Annotated in this window: 11 protein-coding genes; 9 read left to right on the top strand and 2 right to left on the bottom strand. The window is 36.2% G+C overall.

Annotated features, from left to right (window positions below):
- Positions 1–406: 406 nt before the first annotated feature.
- On the bottom strand, positions 407–1,453 hold the full coding sequence (locus IEV85_RS16910; RefSeq protein WP_188465612.1) for a LacI family DNA-binding transcriptional regulator: 1,047 nt from the start codon (positions 1,451–1,453) through the stop codon (positions 407–409).
- A 272-nt stretch (positions 1,454–1,725) separates the two neighbouring features.
- Between IEV85_RS16910 and IEV85_RS16905 the strand changes: the two genes are divergently transcribed.
- The 7 genes from IEV85_RS16905 (at position 1,726) to IEV85_RS16875 (ending at position 14,568) form a co-directional block, all read left to right on the top strand.
- On the top strand, positions 1,726–3,195 hold the full coding sequence (locus IEV85_RS16905) for a hypothetical protein (RefSeq protein WP_188465610.1): 1,470 nt from the start codon (positions 1,726–1,728) through the stop codon (positions 3,193–3,195).
- 68 nt (positions 3,196–3,263) lie between these two features.
- Entirely contained in the window at positions 3,264–5,996 is a 2,733-nt protein-coding gene (locus IEV85_RS16900) for an alpha-amylase family glycosyl hydrolase (protein ID WP_188465608.1), read from the top strand.
- An 11-nt stretch (positions 5,997–6,007) separates the two neighbouring features.
- Positions 6,008–9,001, top strand: a complete 2,994-nt coding sequence (locus tag IEV85_RS16895) for a SusC/RagA family TonB-linked outer membrane protein (protein WP_188465606.1) — start codon at positions 6,008–6,010, stop codon at positions 8,999–9,001.
- 11 nt (positions 9,002–9,012) lie between these two features.
- Positions 9,013–10,572: a RagB/SusD family nutrient uptake outer membrane protein gene (locus tag IEV85_RS16890; protein ID WP_188465604.1), complete on the top strand. Its 1,560-nt coding sequence runs from the start codon at positions 9,013–9,015 to the stop codon at positions 10,570–10,572.
- A 1,174-nt stretch (positions 10,573–11,746) separates the two neighbouring features.
- Positions 11,747–12,808, top strand: coding sequence for a class II fructose-bisphosphate aldolase (gene fbaA, locus IEV85_RS16885; protein ID WP_188465603.1), 1,062 nt, complete (start codon positions 11,747–11,749; stop codon positions 12,806–12,808).
- Between the two features lie 203 nt (positions 12,809–13,011).
- On the top strand, positions 13,012–13,644 hold the full coding sequence (locus IEV85_RS16880; RefSeq protein WP_188465601.1) for a hypothetical protein: 633 nt from the start codon (positions 13,012–13,014) through the stop codon (positions 13,642–13,644).
- A 12-nt stretch (positions 13,645–13,656) separates the two neighbouring features.
- Positions 13,657–14,568 (top strand): hypothetical protein, encoded by a 912-nt coding sequence (locus tag IEV85_RS16875; RefSeq protein ID WP_188465599.1) that lies wholly within the window; start codon positions 13,657–13,659, stop codon positions 14,566–14,568.
- 251 nt (positions 14,569–14,819) lie between these two features.
- On the opposite strand, the gene IEV85_RS16870 is transcribed toward IEV85_RS16875, so the two are convergent.
- Positions 14,820–17,033, bottom strand: a complete 2,214-nt coding sequence (locus IEV85_RS16870) for a helix-turn-helix domain-containing protein (protein ID WP_188465597.1) — start codon at positions 17,031–17,033, stop codon at positions 14,820–14,822.
- Positions 17,034–17,594: 561 nt separating this feature from the next.
- Between IEV85_RS16870 and IEV85_RS16865 the strand changes: the two genes are divergently transcribed.
- Both IEV85_RS16865 and IEV85_RS16860 read left to right on the top strand, forming a co-directional pair.
- The gene (locus IEV85_RS16865) at positions 17,595–18,107 is read left to right on the top strand and encodes a transposase (protein ID WP_188465595.1); all 513 of its coding nucleotides are present in this window, start codon (positions 17,595–17,597) and stop codon (positions 18,105–18,107) included.
- 213 nt (positions 18,108–18,320) lie between these two features.
- Positions 18,321–18,899, top strand: coding sequence for a transposase (locus IEV85_RS16860; RefSeq protein WP_229712633.1), 579 nt, complete (start codon positions 18,321–18,323; stop codon positions 18,897–18,899).
- Positions 18,900–19,082 lie beyond the last annotated feature (183 nt).

Here is a 19,082-nt window from a genome sequence, read left to right as displayed (position 1 = left end):
AGAAATATGTTGTAATATAAAGATGTGAAGAGGTTATGGCTAATTACTCTTCATTTGTTTTATAATTCAATGATTGCCGCGTTTAATGCTCACCCCATTATATTGGCTAAGTATTAGCAGCTCGCACTAACTATTGGTTCTTTCATGGAGGTATATCTTTATTCTTTAATTGGTTATTTCTAATCTTCTAAATTTCAACTTGTTTAGTATTCAAAATGAAGAAATCCGTTCAAAGAAATTCCGGACTGACACCGTATATAAGAGCCAGACTTTTGTGTTAAATTTATAATAAAAAGATAGAAACGCTTAAAACTTTACCAATGGAATTGAGAAAGTTTGAGAAACTCGCAATAACCAAAGATCTTTAAAGTGCTGCCTCTTTCAAATACTTACTGAATGCCGGTAGTTAACTAACTGCAGGCTTTTTCTTTTTTAAAGAGGACTCTCTCACCACGAGATTGGTTTTAAGGGAAATTGTTTCTGTAATGGCTTCTTCATCGTCTCCCAGTGCTATTTGTTTCATTAATAAGCGGGTAGCTTCCTGTCCCATTTTAAAACCCGGTTGTGTAACAGAAGACAAAGCTGGCTGGATTAAACTGGAAAAACGCCAGTTACTAAAGCCCACTATGGCTACATCTTCAGGGATCCTTAATCCTCTTTTCTTAATAGCCGTCATGGCACCATAAGCAGCCACATCATTATTGGAAAAAATGGCGTCAGGCGGGAAGCGGTAGTCAAGCAGCTCATTAGTGATGGCTTCAGCTTCCTCATAAGTCCCCAATCCACAAACTTTGACCAGGTTATCGTCCATCATGTATTTATTGTCAGCTAGTGCAGCTTTATAGCCATTGAGCCTGTTTTTGCTGATGCCCAGGTTTTGAGGGCCTGCCAGATGGGCGATTCTGTAGTAACCTTGTTCAATTAAATGAGTGGTGGCTTCATAAGCCCCCTGTTCATCATTTACAATCACTTTACAGGCATTCAATGATTCCACCATTCTATCGAAGAAGACCAGCGGCACATTATTATCAAGCAGGTTTTGCAAATGCTGATAATTATTGGTTTCCCTTGAAATGGAAAGCATAATACCGTCCACACGTGAGTTGAACAGTGCTTTTGTATTCATGACCTCACGCTCAAAAGATTCATTGGATTGCGTAATAATTACATGGTAACCTGCACTATGGGCAATATCCTCAATACCACTAATTACTGCTGAGAAGAAAAAATGAGCTATTTCAGGAATAATCACACCAATTGTATGGGTTTTACTTTGGCGAAGGCTTAATGCCACGGAATTAGGCTGGTAGTTTAAACTTGAGGCCAGCTCCTGGATCTCCTTTTTAGTTTGCGGGCTGATGTCCGGGTGATCTTTCAAGGCCCTGGAGACTGTAGAAGGTGAGACCCCCAGTTTTCTGGCGATGTCTTTTATTGTGATATTGGTTTTTTTCATTTTATAGAAATGTATGTACGCTTTTAACTACGCTTTCAGAAGTTGATGACAGAATTAATAATAAAATAATCTACAAAATTTTGAGCGAATGCAAAAGTGCAAAAAACAATCAATTTACGCAAACGATTGCGAAGACGTTTGCGGTAAAAAATGTTGCTTTAGGTTACTGAATGAGCTTTAAGAGCTTTAACATTGATCATTGAAAATACTGTTGCGGTGATTGTCGAGCTGCTGGTATCGGTAAATATTAAACTTAAAACAATTAATAGATTATGAAACACTTAACAAAAATTTTAAGCATGGCAGTTTTGCTTTCTGCAACATTGTTTCTTTTCTCTTGTGGAGAGGATGATGAACCAGTGATTGATGTTGGAGATGGTATTGCTGTGGCAGATGGTTATTACTTTGTACAAGAAGGAGAGGAGCCAGTAGAAGAGCGGGCGCTACTTCCTGAAAAGGTTGAAGGAGAAGGGAACGCTCCTACTGATAGAGAGGGCTTTTTTGGAAATTACGTTTTCTTACAAGCAGGGAATTATCAATTACAAAAAGTAGAGGCTAGGGAAGTAGTTTCAACTATTGGGGGAGACCTTAGGCAAATCTCCGGGGATAGTTTGTCGGCTGATGAACCTACCACTACAGGCTATCAACTCGCTTTATTAGAAGAAGGAGATGAACAAATTACCATAGATTCTGATGGTTTGTTTAAAATTTCATACGATGAGACTCTTTCAGAATTAATTGTTATGGAAGTGCAGAATGTTTCATTAAGGGGAAATGCGACTCCTAACGGGTGGGAAAATGATACGCAACTCAATATAATTTCGGTTAATGCTGATGAGGGAATAGTGGCTGAGGTTAGTGGCTTGACTCTGAGAGAAGGTGAGTATAAAGTTCGAATAAATAACTCATGGAAAATTGTTCGTAATAATGATGCAGGAACAGGATATGTGGCTTTTACTAATTATGGAGGAAGTGCAGATAATTTAGTTCCTGGAGGAGGTAATATTCCCTTTGATGAAGCTAACGAGGGAGTTTATACGGTGAGGATTCTTTTGACGAATGACGGTGGGGCTTCTTTCGAAGCTACAAAAACCGGCACTGTAGAGCCTATTACTTTTGATCCTGATGATTATCGATTTGGTATTTTGGGAAGTGTTACAGCTAATGGATTTGATGCGGACAGAGATATGTTTTATAAAGGTGTTTCTAATGGGGTACATACATGGTATGGAGTTGTATATTTTGCGGAAGAAAGTGTGGATGACCAAGGAAGAAGATTTAAACTAAGAACTAATGATGATTGGGCATTTAATTTAGGCGGTCCTCTAACGACTGAAGGAGAAGCTCAACTAACAGCAAATGGCCCGGACATTCAGGCTCCTGCTGCCGGGGCATATTATATAACGCTTTCTACTGCTGATGAAGGCGATACATGGACTGCTACTATGAAGGATTTTGGATGGGCATTAATAGGAGAAGGCTCTCCAACAGCTAGTTGGGATGAAGATGTTGAAATGACAGCGAACGGATTTGCAGATGGGGTTACTACATATAGCTATACGGGAAATTTCGATGGTCGAGAGTTCAAATTCAGAGCTGGAGGAGAATGGCAGTTCGATTTAGGTGGAACTATCCCTGATCTTACAATAGGTGGTGGAAACTTATCAGTGGAAGCAGGCGACTATGAAGTAGTATTATCTTTTGATGGAACAAACTACTCAGCAGTTTTTACTGCCCAGTAATTTTTTTTCCTAATTAAAGGATGAGGCATTTCGCCTCATCCTTTTTTCATTCTTTAAATCTTATATTGATGAATAAAATATACTTCCTTTTTTCATTTTTAATTTTAAGTGCACTAATAAACACCTCATTTGCACAAACTCCCACCATCTCACCTGAATTCTTTACTGCAAGTGATGAGCTTACTATTACTTATGATGTAACAGGAACAAATTTAGCCAGTCTTTCGGAGGCTTACATTTGGATGTGGTTGCCTGATAAAAGCATTAATGCTCCCAGCAATATCAATCCAGCTAACTCTAACCCTGAAGCTACTGCTCAGGCAAAATTTACTAAGTCTACTAGCGATGGCAGGACATTCTTTTCTATAAATATGGTGCTGGCTGATTTTTATAATCAGAATGCCAGCCAAATCTCTGAAATAGGCATGTTATTAAAAGGAAATGATTGGTCAGACGGGCAAACTGGTGATTTTATTACTTCCGTAAGTGATGGCTTTGATGTTAGATTGGAGAGCCCTGAAGGTAATTTTGCTTTTTATGATTCAGGAGATCAAATCCCTGTACGTTTAATAGTATCCGAAGCGTCAGATGTACAATTTTTGGTAGATGGGGTTCTTGAAGAATCAGCTACCTCAATACAAGAATTTATTACCACCCACAATGTAATTGATGATGGAAATACACATCAGCTTACTTTTGTTGCTAATAATGGTGATGAAACAAAAGAAATTAACTACAGCTATTCAACCACACCTGTAGTAGAGGAACAGCCAACACCAGAGGGGGCCTTTGCAGGAATTAATTACAATAGTGAAACGAGTGTAACACTTGTTTTAGTAGCACCTAATAAAGAGAATGTTTTTGTTATCGGAGATTTTAACGATTGGTCTTTGGACGTGGATTATTTAATGTTTAAAGATGGCAATCAATTTTGGCTCACTATTAATAATCTTATTCCAGGACAGGAATATCAATTTCAATACCTGGTAGACGGAACTATTAGAATTCATGATCCATATACCGAAAAAATAAGTTCTGAATTTGACGATCCGGAGATCATTGATGACAACCGATATCCTGACTTAAAACCTTATCCGGTTGGCCAAACATCGGAAGCTGCAGGATATATTCAAACTAATAAGCCACAATTTGATTGGTCTGATGGAGATTTTGTTAAACCTGAAAAGGAAGATCTGGTAATTTATGAGCTTTTGGTAAGGGATTTTACGGATTTACGAACTTTCGATGCAGTCACGAAAAAACTTGATTATCTTGAATCTTTAGGGATAAATGCTATTGAATTTATGCCTGTTATGGAATTTGAAGGCAACTTAAGCTGGGGCTATAATCCCTTTGCCATGCTTTCTCTTGATAAATACTACGGTACTGAATATGATTTAAAAACTCTTGTGAATGAGGCCCATAACAGAGGAATTGCAATTATTCTTGATATTGCCCTCAATCATCAATTCGGAAGAAATGCCTTAGTTCGATTGTATAATGAAGGTACTTACGGAAACCCTACCTCACAAAACCCCTGGTTTAATACTTCAGCCAAGCATGATTTTAATGTGGGTTATGATATGAACCACGAGAGCCAGCTTACACAAGATTATGTAGATAGGATAGTAGCCTATTGGATAGAAGAATATCATGTAGATGGTTACAGGTATGATCTTTCAAAGGGGTTTACTCAGAGAAACACCTTAGGAAATGTTGGTCTCTGGGGACAATATGACGCCTCCAGGGTCGCTTTATTAAAAAGGTTGGCTGATGTGCAATGGGCTGTTGATCCTGGCTCTTATGTTATTCTTGAACATTTTGCAGAAAACAATGAAGAGAGAGAATTAGCTAATTATGGTATGATGCTGTGGGGTAATGAAAATCATAATTTCAGAAACCTCGCCAAGGGAAATAATGCCAATATAAGCGGGTTGAGCTATTTAGCTAAAGGTTGGAATGATCCTCATGTGATTGGATACATGGAAAGTCACGATGAAGAAAGAGTAGCCTGGGACTTAGCTAATTCAAGTAGTGAAAGTTTGGCTAGACAAATGCAAAGGCTGAAATTAAATGCTGCTTTCTTTTTTCTAGTACCTGGTCCTAAAATGATCTGGCAATTTGGTGAGTTTGGATATGATGAAGAATTGAATAACGATAGGTTAGGGATTAAACCTACAAAATGGGGATATCTGGATAACCCAGAAAGAAATAAGTTATTTCAAGTATATCAATCATTAATTAAACTAAAAATTCAGACTGAAATTTTGGAGAAACAGAATTTTGGATGGAACGCCAGTTCTGAAGTAAAGTGGATCAGGTATAATAACCAGGAAACTGAGGTGGTACTATTTGGAAATTTTAGCAAAGAGTCTGGCGAGCTGGATCAGCAAATAGTTTCAGAAGGGACCTGGTATGACTACTTCACTGGAAAAGAATATACAATTGAAAGTAGTGAGGATTTTTCCTTTCCCTTAGCAGCAGGAGAATTTAGACTACTCACAAGTCAGCCTATAGAGAATTATATTTCAGAAGAAGGAATTGTATTAAACAATACTGGGAAGATTGAATCAAGAGCAAAAGTCTATCCCAACCCAGCGCAAAATAACATATATATCAATTTGGATTATGATGACATGTCTGTTCAGTTGTTGGATATGAATGGAAAGGTCGTACCTGCACCTGTAATTAATAAACAAAGTAAATACGAAGTCAATGTTTCTCAACTTCCTGCAGGAATGTATTTTATGAAATTATCAATAGGGCAGAAAATAGAAGTACACAAAATTATAAAGCAATAAATCAATAATACATGGAAAATACATATAAGAAAATGTTTAAACATTGCGAGCAAGGCTTAAAAAGCGTAGGTATTCCATTAAAAAGAGCATTTCTTTTGCTGGTACTTGTTTTTACGTCTTATTCTTCATTAGCTCAGCAGAGTATAATCTCCGGCCAAGTTACTGATTCGAAAACTAAAGATGTACTTCCTGGTACCAGTATAATGATTAAGGGTACCACTGAAGGAACAACCACTGATTTAGAAGGGAATTATAAGCTGGAAGCACCAGAAGATGCTATATTGGTTTTCTCTTTCATAGGGTATAGAAACATGGAAGTGCCTGTAAATGGGCGTTCAGTTATTGATGTCCGCCTTGAGGAAGACATAGAGCAATTAGGTGAAGTGGTAGTGGTAGGATATGGCACTCAGGAAGCTGAAGATGTAACGGGGGCTATTGCCACTGTTTCTCCGGAAGAATTTAACAAAGGAATTATCACTAGTCCAGACAATTTAATTTCAGGGAAAGTTGCTGGTGTAGTGGTGTCTCCGAGTACAGAGCTTGGTGGTGGCGCCAATATCAGAATACGTGGTGCTTCTTCAATTAATGCAAGTAGTGATCCATTAATTGTGGTGGATGGAGTTCCGATCGATAACAGAGGTTTTGCAGGAGGAAGAAACGGTTTAAACTTCATTAATCCTAACGATATTGAGAGTGTTACCGTACTAAAAGATGCATCTGCAACTGCAATTTACGGTTCCAGAGCTGCTAATGGAGTAATCATCTACACAACTAAATCTGGAACTAAAGGTAAACCTAAATTCTCTTATAGTGGTAGTTATGCCAGTTCTCAATATTTCGGTGATAATCCATTTTTAAGCGCTGCGAATTATCGGGCTGTAATCGATTTAAAAGCTCCTCAAAGGCTGGATGAATTAGGTGAAGCCAGCACAAACTGGAGTGAAGAGGTTATTCAGGCAGTGGAAAGTCAAAGCCATGAGATATCAGTTTCCGGTGGGAGTGAAAACACATCTTACTACTTTTCATTAAGCCACATGGACAATAAAGGTGTATTAAGAACTTCATCAAATAAGATTACAAGAACTTCTGTAAAATTAAGTACTCAACTATTGGATGATAATCTCAAGATAGTATTTACTAATAAAAATGCATTTACTAATGACGTTTTTGCACCTAATGTGTTGGGAGCAGCCTATACTTTTGACCCAACCCGACCAGTTAGAGCGGAAGGTTATGAAGAATTTGGTGGCTTCTATGAATGGGGAAATCCAAATGCCACGGGTAATCCTGTAAGTATTCTTTTGCAAACTAAAGATGTAGGACAAACCTTCCGTTCATTCGGTAATATTGATTTAACATATAAAATTCCTGTAGTTGATGGTTTGTCTGTTCAATCTGTTACAGGTTATGATGTTAATAATGGACGAAATGAAGTCTTCAGGCCTACTACTTTAAGAAACCCCACCCAGGATGGATTCATTTCATTATCAAGGTCAAATCGTAGAAATTTCTTGTCAGATAATTATCTCCGATATGAAAATAGTTTAGCAAGGTTGAATTTTGATGTAACAGCAGGATATAGTTATCAGGAATTTTACAGAGAGCAGGTTGGTTATTTTGGTTTTAATCTGGCAACCGATCAATTCGGAGTAAATGATCCTGCGCAAGCTGAAACTTTAAATCCTATAGCCCCTAGTGCAGTAACAAATAAGCTTGAGTCTGTATTCGGAAGAGTTAATTTAAAATATGATGATAAATATTTATTAACAGCAAATATTAGAAGGGATGGTTCTACAAGGTTTGGAGAAGCCAATAGGTTTGGTGTATTTCCATCTTTAGCTTTAGGATGGAGAATATTGGATGAGGATTTCGCCAGCGGATTAACTTCTGTTTTATCTAATCTTAAACTGAGAGCAGGTTGGGGAAAAATTGGTAATCAGGATTTTGACGATTTCTTATATGAGCAAACGTATGGTTTCAGTGAGACTGATGCCAGCTACCAATTTGGTGACGACTATGTGCTACTAATCAGACCTACTGCAGTAGACCCTGACATCAAATGGGAAGAAACGACTACGACAAACATCGGTCTGGATTTTGGGTTCTTAAATAATCGTATAACTGGTGCTTTAGAGTTTTATGACAAATATACCACAGACCTCATCTTCTTTGCCAATGTAATAGCAAGTACCAATGTGGGTGATCGAGTTTTTACCAACATTGGTGAAATGAGTAACCAGGGGGTGGAGTTAAGCTTAAATACAATATTAGCAGATAGAAATGATTTTAACTGGTCAGTTAACTTGAATGCTGCTTACAACAAGAATGAAATCATTAAGCTTACAAATCAAAATGAAGGTGGGGTAGCTTTTGAAACAGGAGGAATCAGCGGTGATATCGGGCAGAATATCCAGGTACTTCAGGAAGGATTTGCCATAAATTCTTTCAGAACCTATAAGCAGAAATACAATGCTGATGGCACTCCTGTTGTAGGTTCACAAATTGAAATGTATGAAGATATAAATGGCGATGAATTAATTAATGAGAAGGACTTAGTAGTTACTGGCAGGCCTAATGCTGATGTTACTTTAGGGTTGACCTCCAATATGACTTATAAAAACTTTGATTTAAGTTTTACATTAAGAAGTAGCCTTGGAAACGAGGTATATAATAATACTTCATCAGCTAATGGATTCTATAATAGGTTAACTCAGTTTGGATTCAACAATATCCATGAGTCTACACTCAAAACAAACTTTAATTCACCACAATTAAAGTCGGATTATTACCTGGAAAATGGATCTTTTGTTCGAATGGACAACATCACTTTAGGCTATAATTTCTCTCAATTGGATTTTGTACAAATGAGAGTGTATGGTACTGTTCAGAATGCATTTACTTTAACAGGTTATAGTGGTTTTAATCCTGATATTCCGAATGGAATTGATAATAATTTACGGCCTTTAGCTACCAATTTCATAGTAGGTCTCAATCTTACATTTTAAATTTAAATAAAATGAGAAAGTATTTATATAGCTTAATATTTTTAATTATTGCTTCGGCATGCGCTGATTTAGATGTTGAACCTGTAGATAGGGCTTCCTCAAATATCATTTTTTCTGAAGCCTCTTCTTACAGAAGTTATGCAGCTAAAATTTATGCTGCGTTTAGTTTAACCGGACAGGATGGACCTTCAGGTTCCCCAGATATTACTTTAGTAAGTGATGAAGGTTTTACTTCCTATATAAGAGCTTATTGGAAAGCGCAGGAATTGACTACAGATGAAGCGGTTATAGCATGGCAAGATGCAGGTATTCAGGATTTGAACACACATGTGTGGTCATCTGAAAATCAATTTGTAAGAGTGTTGTATTACAGATTATTTTTGATAATTCCTTTAGCTAATGATTTTATTGAAGTTTCTTCTGAAGAAAATATAGCAAAGTATGATTTTTCAGAAACTGAAATAGTAGAAATAAGAAAATATAGAGCAGAAGCAAGGTTTTTAAGAGCATTAGCTTACTGGCATGCATTGGATTTATTTAGAAATGTACCACTCTCTACCAGTGTAACTTCGCAGGCACCTGAGCAATCTTCTCCCACTGAGATTTTTAACTTTATTAAAGAGGAGTTAATAGCTATTGAAGATGATATGATAGATGCACGTGCTAACGAATATGGAAGAGCGGATAAAGGCGCATTATGGATGTTGCAGGCCAAGCTTTACTTAAATGCAGAAGTTTATGGTCAGGCGGATCATTATACGGAATGTATTGAAGCATTGAATAAAGTTCTAGGAGCAGGTTATCAATTGAGTAATAGATATCAGAACTTATTTTTAGCAGATAATCATACTTCACCTGAAATGATTTTTACTTTACCTTCTGACGGGGAGAGATCGCAAAGTTATGGCTCCACTACTTTCTTGATTAATGGAGCTATAGGTGGCTCGATGGTAGCTTCGGATTACGGTGCTTCAGGTTGGGAAGGTCTAAGGACGACAAGTGCTTTTGTTGATAAATTTGATGATATCTCAGGAGAAACCGATTCCAGAGCAATATTTTATACCGATGGGCAATCTTTACAAATCAATGACCTTTTGGTTTTTACTGATGGATATGCTGTGCCAAAATACAGAAATATTACCAGCACAGGAGAGCCAGGTGTTGATGTTACTTTTGCAGATACTGATTACCCTATGTTCAGATTAGGTGATGCCTATTTAATGTATGCTGAAGCAGTATTAAGAGGTGGAAATGGAGGAGATGAGGGGACAGCCCTTAATTACATTAATGATTTAAGAGAAAGGGCATACGGAAATGCATCAGGTAATATAAATGCATCACAATTAACCCTTGATTTTCTTATTGATGAAAGAGCCAGAGAAATGTATTGGGAAGCGCATAGAAGAGTAGATCTTATTAGGTTTGATTTATATACAGGTGGAGAATATGTTTGGCCGTGGAAAGGTGGTGCAATAGACGGCACTTCAATAGATCCATTTAGGGAGATATTTCCAATCCCTGCTTCAGATTTAGCAGTAAATTCTAATTTGGATCAAAATACAGGTTATTAAACCTTCACCCTACAACCATAAAACTAAAGGCACTGAGCAAAGCTCAGTGTTTTTTTATGCCTTTAATTTAGTAAATTTAGTTTTGTAGGTTGATTAATTAATATAAAGTGGGAGTATAATCAATAAAGTAAATCCCTGACCCATGGAGACAATTTTCTATTTTATTGGATCAATCTTGATGGTTTTGGGTGGAGTTAGGATAAGAATTTACCTTAAAAAACCTGATTTCGTAGGAGTTACAGGTTTTTCCATTTTTTATCTAAAATTCGCTTCACTTGCACTTATTATATTTGGTAGTTTAAGCATGTTGGCATTTTTAGTTGCGTTTTATTTGATGATCGCATAAAAAATTATTAATCTAGATAAAACTAGTGAGTATTGGTGTCTTCATAAGGCTTTTTTAAATAGAGCAAACCGAGAAAAATTCGATAGTTTACGAAAAGCATTAATAAATAAATTGGTGACTTTTTATTAAAGGAATGGAAATTTTTTCTTATTGGATGTAAGAAGAGTTACTTTTAAAAAAGAGTTTATACTATATTCCAGATGTAGCGAAAATCCTGCTCCACTTTAATTCTATGAATGACTTTGTTTTATACGCTATTGTAGGCTTGCTTTTAGTGAAAGCATATCTACATTATGAATACATTGATAGGTACAGATCACCAAAAGGAGAAATTGAAAAATACCTTAAATATTTTTATGTAGCTACACCTTTTTACATTTCTCAAGGACCTTTTGAAGATAAACATCAAAAAAATAAATCACAATTAATCATATGGTTATCCTTTTTGTCAATGGGAGGCATAGCTTTTTTATTTATAATGCTGCTCCTTTTTTCTTGAAAAATTAATTCAAAGTATTATAAATCGCACTGCTAGCGTAAGGATTTTATGTCGCACAACATCGGGTATGCATATTCATAAGGTTATAATTAAGACAAATTAAACCGTATTTTAGAAGTACAGTCATACGAGGAAGTGACTGCCTTTAACCAAATTCTTAAAAGAAAAGACTGAATTCAGCATCCATTTCTGATAGAAATCGATTGCAATTTGAAGATTTTCAGTTTTTAGCGCCTCTCAGTCAAATACTTCCTCCCATACTTTTTTATTTCTCCCATTATTGGCATTTTTGAGTATCATAAAGAACTTAAAAATTAATATATAACAATATGGCAAATCCCGGAGTACTTTCAGGAAAAGAAATGATGGATTTATTGCATCATGCAAAAGATAATAAATATGCCTTACCGGCAGTCAATGTAATAGGAAGTAACACAATCAATGCGGTGCTTGAAACTGCAAGAGATGTAAATTCACCTGTTATTATTCAATTCTCCAATGGAGGTGCTGCATTTAATGCAGGAAAAGGCCTGTCCAACGATGGTCAAAAGGGTTCTATTGCCGGAGGTATTGCAGGTGCACATCATGTGCATCTTATGGCAGAACAATATGGAGTGCCTGTGATTTTGCATACTGACCACGCAGCCAAGAAATTACTTCCATGGATTGACGGTTTATTAGATGCGGGTAAAGAATACTATAAAAAGCATGGTAAGCCTCTATTCAGCTCCCACATGCTGGATTTATCTGAAGAGCCTTTAGAAGAAAATATCGCTATCTGTAAGGAGTACCTTAAACCTATGAGCGATATGGGCATGTTGCTTGAAATTGAATTAGGTATCACTGGCGGTGAAGAAGATGGCGTAGATAATAGCGATGTAGATAGCAGCCGTTTGTATACTCAGCCAGAAGAGGTGGCTTATGCCTATGAGCAATTGAAAGAAGTAAGTGATAACTTTACCATTGCCGCTTCATTTGGTAATGTGCACGGAGTATATAAGCCTGGTAATGTAGAATTAAGACCGGATATCTTAAGCAAATCTCAGGACTTTATCCAGAAGAAACATAATACAGGAGATAAGCCGGTGCTATTCGTTTTCCATGGTGGATCTGGTTCAGAACCTGAAAAAATTACTGAAGCCATTGGTTATGGAGCAATCAAAATGAATATTGATACCGATATGCAATGGGCTTTCTGGGATGGAGTAAGAAATTACTATTCTTCCAATGAAGATAGATTACAAATGCAAATTGGTACTTCTACAGATCCTGATGCACCTAATAAAAAATATTATGACCCTCGTGTATGGTTGAGAAAAGGTGAAGAGAGCATGGTGACTAGATTGAAACAAGCTTTCAAAGATTTGAATTGCGACAATAGAATGGCTTAATTCATTAGCATAATTAAATCATTAAAACCTGCCATTGTGCAGGTTTTTTTTTGCCCTAGGATATTTGTCATTCTAAGATTAATTTCAAAGAATAATCTGATTTAAATGTGCCTAGTTCAATCACTTACAAACTAGTGATATAGTTTGTTTAACGGTAAATAAATATTAATACTATATTTGCTCAAATCTATTTCAAGAAAGTAATGTTTTTAAGAAAGTTTTTACTGGTAATTAGTATACTTTTAGTTTGGTTAATAAACCAATCTCAAGCTCAAGTAGAAATAAACCTTAGTGGAGCAATTGAAATTCCCCTTGATGAGCTTTCTTGGATTTATAATCCTGGTAAAAGCGCACAGTTAGCAGTTTCATTTTTGGATGAGTACAAAAAGCGTAGATCATCATGGGGTATTAATATAGGATATTCAGTTGCTACACCTAAACAAGAGGTGTTTTACTTTCCATATTCTATTGATAATGAAGTTTTCTTTGGAACAATTTCATACAGCGATATGCAATCATTTCAGCTTTCATCTAATTTTAGAAGTGATTTTATCTTAAGTAAACATATTGAATTTTTTCTTGGTGCCGAAGTGGGCTATCACTATATCTCCAGCAGTTATGATTCTGATAGTTACAATGATGTTTCAGCAACAAGTATTATTGGCCGCGTGGCGATTTCTCCAAAAACAGGTTTTGCTTTTATGTTAACTGATAATATTGGATTGAATCTACAAACCAGATATAATATATCCATTATAGCAGGAGGAGAAGTGGATGACTCTAAAATAGTGTCTTTCTTTTGGTCTAATGGGGCTGGAGTTACTTTAAGATTTTAATTATAACAGAAAATGAAAAGAATACTACTTGTTTCAATTGTTATGATCTTTGTATCCTGTAAAGGAGAAAACCCCTTTGTTTCTGAAGAATTTATTAAAGAATATGAGGAAGCATTTGGTTTAATGCCTGTAGAGAATGTTGTTTTTATATTTGAGAATGAAATATATAGACTGGATAATTTTAAAGATTCTCCTAAAAAGATAACTTCGTCCCCCAACGAAAGTAAGAGCCATGTTAAGTATACGAATGATTATTTAAAAATTGCCTACTTGAATGAAAATGGAACCCCGGTGATAATAGATTCAGTTGGAAATGAGGAAGAGATATTGACCCAATTCTCAGGTATAAAGCAAATGGATTGGTTAAATAATAATTCACTGTATATGCTGATTGAAAATAATATTGAGTTTTATGGTCAACCTGTTACAATACCGCAAATCGTAAAAGAGCCGGAAGAAGAAATTATTTCATTGGCGATTACAAATAATAGAGATTTGTTATATATTGTACAAAGACGAACATTCTACGGTCTTTCTCAACGTCTTATTAAGCTTAGTCAAGGTGGAGAAGAAGTTATTTTAGAAAAGGAAGGTGCTTATTACATGAAGTCAATTAACTTGTCTAAGGATGGTAATTATTTTACAGTATCTTGTTCTGAACTCCCAGATGATCATTATTATGATTTAATTAAAATTTATTCTCTTGAAGATATGGAACTTGAAGAAGATATTGAATCAATGGGCTTTTTATCACCTATTTATGATTTTGAATCAAAATATCTTGTTTGGGCGGAACAGTTTGATTCATGGAGTGGCACCTTTAAATTAAGCGCAATATATATAGAAGAATATGATGATGAGAGTAACATAATTAAAGATGATTATAGCTCCACATTGAATGATATATATATCGACTGGAAGTAAAGCATTAGGTATGCTGTTATGATTGACCTTTGATCAAAATCCTCATGAATTTGATAGAGTAGCAATTGAGCTTTACTGTCATGAAGTGAAAATTCTTTTAATTCCGCTTTAGCGAGCTGTTTTATGACTTAAGCAATTATGAGTTTTAGGTTCATATGGGGAGGAAAAGGGTTTCCTCTCAAAAATTTCAGAAATAAAGAACTTTATTCAACTGATTAAGTCATTATATGAAAACCTCCAAACCTGTTAACTTAATCCTTACTCTTCAAATAACCATAATGAGCCACAGCTACTTTGATATCTTCATAGCCAAATTCATCTCCTAAAAGCGATTTAATCTCTCCATAAGAATCCATCCCTACTTTTTCAATCACTTTTCCAATCTGTTCAAGTTTAACTTCATCTATAAATTGCTCAGCTTTTAATTCTCCTGAGCTAATATACTTGCTTAAATGCCCCATAATGGTTCCAGGTACCAATGCTCTTTCTTTGCAGATTTCCTCTATGCTTTTACCTTCTTTAAACATCTTATAGCTGATTTCAGAAGTTGGTGTCTTATCCTTTTTCTTTGCTTTCTTAGCAGGTTTTTTCTCTTTTTCTTCCTGGTAAACGGCTGATTGATACAGGTCTTTTTTTGTAGGAATGCGGTTTTCAGCTGCTGAACTCACTACCACATTTACCTTATTAATAGTTAAGTAGGCAGCTTTAATCTGTAGAGCCAGCTCTTCCAGTTCTTTAAGGTAATCCTTAACGCGAGCTTGTTTGGAAGTCTCCAAAAGATGCTTTATAAACTCTTCATAGAGCTTTTGCAATTGAGGAGTAAAATAGTCTTTTGCTTTTTGCATCCGCTCTTGCAATATATTTAAATAATGTGGTTCACTTTCAAAAGTCTGTAGGGAACGCTGAAAAGTACCTGCCACTTTGTTTAATTCTTGAAATTGAGTAGTCTGTTCCAAGGTCCATTCAGCAAATTGTTGCTTGAGTGACCTGTTTTCACTTTTATTGAAGCTGGAGAGATGATTCTGTAGATCGCGATTAATACTGTGCAGATCAAATGCATTGTATACCAGCCTGAAGATATAAGATTTTGTATCAGCTTCTAACTGGTTGCTGAGCGATTCAAGTGGCTGCTTACTGCCTTCAAAAGCATTCAATGAAGTATCTGATTCAAAGTGAATATTGGAAATAGGCTGGGAGAGGACCAAACCTTCCAATCCGGTTAAGCGGGAGAGGGCCACATACATCTGGCCCGGTGCGAAACTATCGGAAACATCTAAAATTGCCTTCTCAAATGTAAGTCCCTGGCTTTTGTGTACTGTAATAGCCCAGGCTAACTTTAAAGGAAATTGGCTAAAGCTGCCCACATATTTTTCATCAATTTCATTGGTGGTCTTGTCAAGAGAATACTTCTTGTTTTCCCATGAGTACCGATCTACTGTTATTAGCTCATCGGAATCGGCCAGTTTCACTTCAATTTTATCAGTATCTAAAGAATGTACCTCTCCAATTTTTCCATTATAATACAAGTTTTCTCCAGTTGGATCATTTTTAATAAACATCACCTGAGCACCTACCTTCAGACTGAGCTTTTCAGCTATAGGGTACAGGTTTTCCGGAAAATCCTTGTCAATGATGGCATGATAATCCTTTTCTGTACCTTCTAATGCTGATAATGCCTTTTGATTAATCAGATCAGCTTTTCTGTTATGTGTTGTAATGTGAATGTAACCATCATAATCAGCGGTTTCAACATCGGGTTTATAGTGCTGGTTCAATCTTGTCACATCGTCAGCATTCATTTTATTATCCCTTAGTCGATTAAGGATCCCAAGAAATGTGGCATCTGATTGTCGGAATATTTTATCTAGCTCAATGTAAACTATATTGCTTTTCTGCAAAGCGAGTGCCTCAAAGAAGAATCCACTTTTGTAAAATGGTTCCAGGAGTGGTTTTTCATTATTTCTAATTACAGGTGGCAGCTGATTTAAATCTCCAATAAACATGATTTGAAGCCCACCGAAAGGTTGCTGATTCTTCCTTGTTACACGTAAAATTAAGTCAGCGCAGTCCAACATATCAGCCCTGAGCATACTTACTTCATCAATAATCAATAATTCCAGGTTCCTCAAGATCTGCCTCTTGTTGGTGTACATTTTGAACTGCTTTAAAAAAGTACGAGGAGTATTTACCTGATCGCTATAACCATTTTGTGGCATGGCAGCATCTTCCGGTAAAAAAGTGCCAAAAGGTAACTGTAAAAGAGAATGTAGAGTAACGCCTTTTGCATTAATGGCTGCTATGCCAGTGGGTGCTGCAACAGCCACGTTTTTGTAGGTGTTTTGAATGATGTAACGAAGGAGAGTTGTTTTTCCACTACCAGCCTTTCCGGTTAAAAAGATGTGACGATCTGTAGTGTTGATGTATTTTACGGCAAGCTTTGCGGTTTCAGTTAAAGTATGATTCATGATGGAATATCTATGATTTGTATACTATCTACAAGTGGTTGTAATTTTTTCTCTTGAACGTGAATTTACAATCTTACATTTAGAGGAAAGGCATAAAGTGAGTTAAATTTTAAAATCATTAATTAATTTACCAGCGTTTGCTTAATCCAGCTGTGGATCGTGTCTCATTAACCACTTACACAGGTTCGTGAAACACGAACCTTGGCCAGTATAATTATTAGGATAAGTCTCTGCTTGTGCCTCATCAAACGAAATATCATTTTAACATACCGTATTAAGTTACAAATAGCTATGAATTCAAACAATTAATTTAGTTAATATAAAAGCAAATTTGTCAGCCTTGGTTTGTGTCTCATTAACCACATACTGCTTTATTTAATAATTATTTTTCTAACGCAAAATAGCTTTCAAATATGTTTGGTGAATTATCTGATAACATAGCCATTAAGGTTCGTGAGACACGAACCTTGGCCAGGAATGATTATCAGGATAAACCTCGGTTCGTGTCTCACGAACCGAAAAATTCCTTTTCAGCTTCGTATAATTTTGTTACATTTAAAAATGCCTGATGATTCAACCAACCCTTTTGACCCTCTAGAAGTAGAACGCAAGTCATTTATGTCGCTCGGCAAACTTTATTTCTGGACCGCAACCATTAATAGTTGGCAAAATTTATTAGCGGATGAACAGTATAAATTAATTATTACCAGCTCATTAAACTATTTATCAAACAGAGGCCTGATAGATGTATATGCCTTCGTTATCATGCCTAACCATATTCACTTAATCTGGAGAATTAACCAACTCAATGGTAAAGAGACTCCTCACGGCTCTTTTTTAAAATTTACCGCTCATGAGTTCAGAAAGAAAGTTCTTCTCTCGAAGGGTTGGAATCTGATCAGTTTTGCATCAAATGCAGCCAATAAGGAGTATGAATTTTGGCAGAGAGATTCACTTGCCATTCATTTGTATTCACCAAAGATCATCTTACAGAAGATGGAATACATTCATAACAACCCGGTAGTTAAAGGTTGGAATCTGGCAATCGAACCAGCCAATTACTTATATTCTTGAGCTAAGTTTTATGAAACTGGTGTAAATGATTTCCCCTTCATTAAAGATATCAGGAAGGAGTTTTAAAGCTTTGCTTTGCGTAAGCCCAGTAGTCAATTGGTTCGTGAGACACGAACCAAGGCGAAGAGCGCTATTTTTTCGATTTCTAAGCCTCGGTTCGTGTCTCACGAACCGAAAAATTCCTTGCTTCGTATAATTTTGTTACATTTAAAAATGCCTGATGATTCAACCAACCCTTGTGACCCTCTAGAAGTAGAACGCAAGTCATTTATGTCGCTCGGCAAACTTTATTTCTGGACCGCAACCATTAATAGTTGGCAAAATTTATTAGCGGATGAACAGTATAAATTAATTATTACCAGCTCATTAAACTATTTATCAAACAGAGGCCTGATAGATGTATATGCCTTCGTTATCATGCCTAACCATATTCACTTAATCTGGAGAATTAACCAACTCAATGGTAAAGAGACTCCTCACGGCTCTTTTTTAAAATTTACCGCTCATGAGTTCAGAAAGAAAGTTCTTCTCTCGAAGGGTTGGAATCTGATCAGTTTTGCATCAAATGCAGCCAATAAGGAGTATGAATTTTGGCAGAGAGATTCACTTGCCATTCATTTGTATTCACCAAAGATCATCTTACAGAAGATGGAATACATTCATAACAACCCGGTAGTTAAAGGTTGGAATCTGGCAATCGAACCAGCCAATTACTTATATTCTTCAGCTAAGTTTTATGAAACAGGTGTAAATGACTTCCCCTTCCTTAAAGATATCAGGGAGGAGTTTTAAAGCGTTGCGTAAGCACAGGCAATTGTTGCGTGAGACACGAACCAAGGCGAAGAAAAAAATGTGGCTGTGGATCGTGTCTCATTAACCACTTATACTAACTCCATTTTATAATTGTTTTTCTACCATAAAATCGACTTTCAGATTAGTGTGGTAGATTATTTGTCAACATAGAAATCAAGGTTC

The sequence above is a fragment of the Marivirga lumbricoides genome, from assembly GCF_014636295.1.
Lineage (GTDB): Bacteria > Bacteroidota > Bacteroidia > Cytophagales > Cyclobacteriaceae > Marivirga > Marivirga lumbricoides.
Note: the sequence above shows the minus strand (reverse complement) of the source record. Positions and strands in the feature narration are given on the sequence as shown.

Excerpts from the sequence above, each read along its gene's own strand:
- IEV85_RS16910 (WP_188465612.1), bottom strand. The coding sequence starts at position 1,453 with ATGAAAAAAACCAATATCACAATAAAAGACATCGCCAGAAAACTGGGG.
- IEV85_RS16905 (WP_188465610.1), top strand. The coding sequence starts at position 1,726 with ATGAAACACTTAACAAAAATTTTAAGCATGGCAGTTTTGCTTTCTGCA.
- IEV85_RS16900 (WP_188465608.1), top strand. The coding sequence starts at position 3,264 with ATGAATAAAATATACTTCCTTTTTTCATTTTTAATTTTAAGTGCACTA.
- IEV85_RS16895 (WP_188465606.1), top strand. The coding sequence starts at position 6,008 with ATGGAAAATACATATAAGAAAATGTTTAAACATTGCGAGCAAGGCTTA.
- IEV85_RS16890 (WP_188465604.1), top strand. The coding sequence starts at position 9,013 with ATGAGAAAGTATTTATATAGCTTAATATTTTTAATTATTGCTTCGGCA.
- fbaA (WP_188465603.1), top strand. The coding sequence starts at position 11,747 with ATGGCAAATCCCGGAGTACTTTCAGGAAAAGAAATGATGGATTTATTG.
- IEV85_RS16880 (WP_188465601.1), top strand. The coding sequence starts at position 13,012 with ATGTTTTTAAGAAAGTTTTTACTGGTAATTAGTATACTTTTAGTTTGG.
- IEV85_RS16875 (WP_188465599.1), top strand. The coding sequence starts at position 13,657 with ATGAAAAGAATACTACTTGTTTCAATTGTTATGATCTTTGTATCCTGT.
- IEV85_RS16870 (WP_188465597.1), bottom strand. The coding sequence starts at position 17,033 with ATGAATCATACTTTAACTGAAACCGCAAAGCTTGCCGTAAAATACATC.
- IEV85_RS16865 (WP_188465595.1), top strand. The coding sequence starts at position 17,595 with ATGCCTGATGATTCAACCAACCCTTTTGACCCTCTAGAAGTAGAACGC.
- IEV85_RS16860 (WP_229712633.1), top strand. The coding sequence starts at position 18,321 with ATGCCTGATGATTCAACCAACCCTTGTGACCCTCTAGAAGTAGAACGC.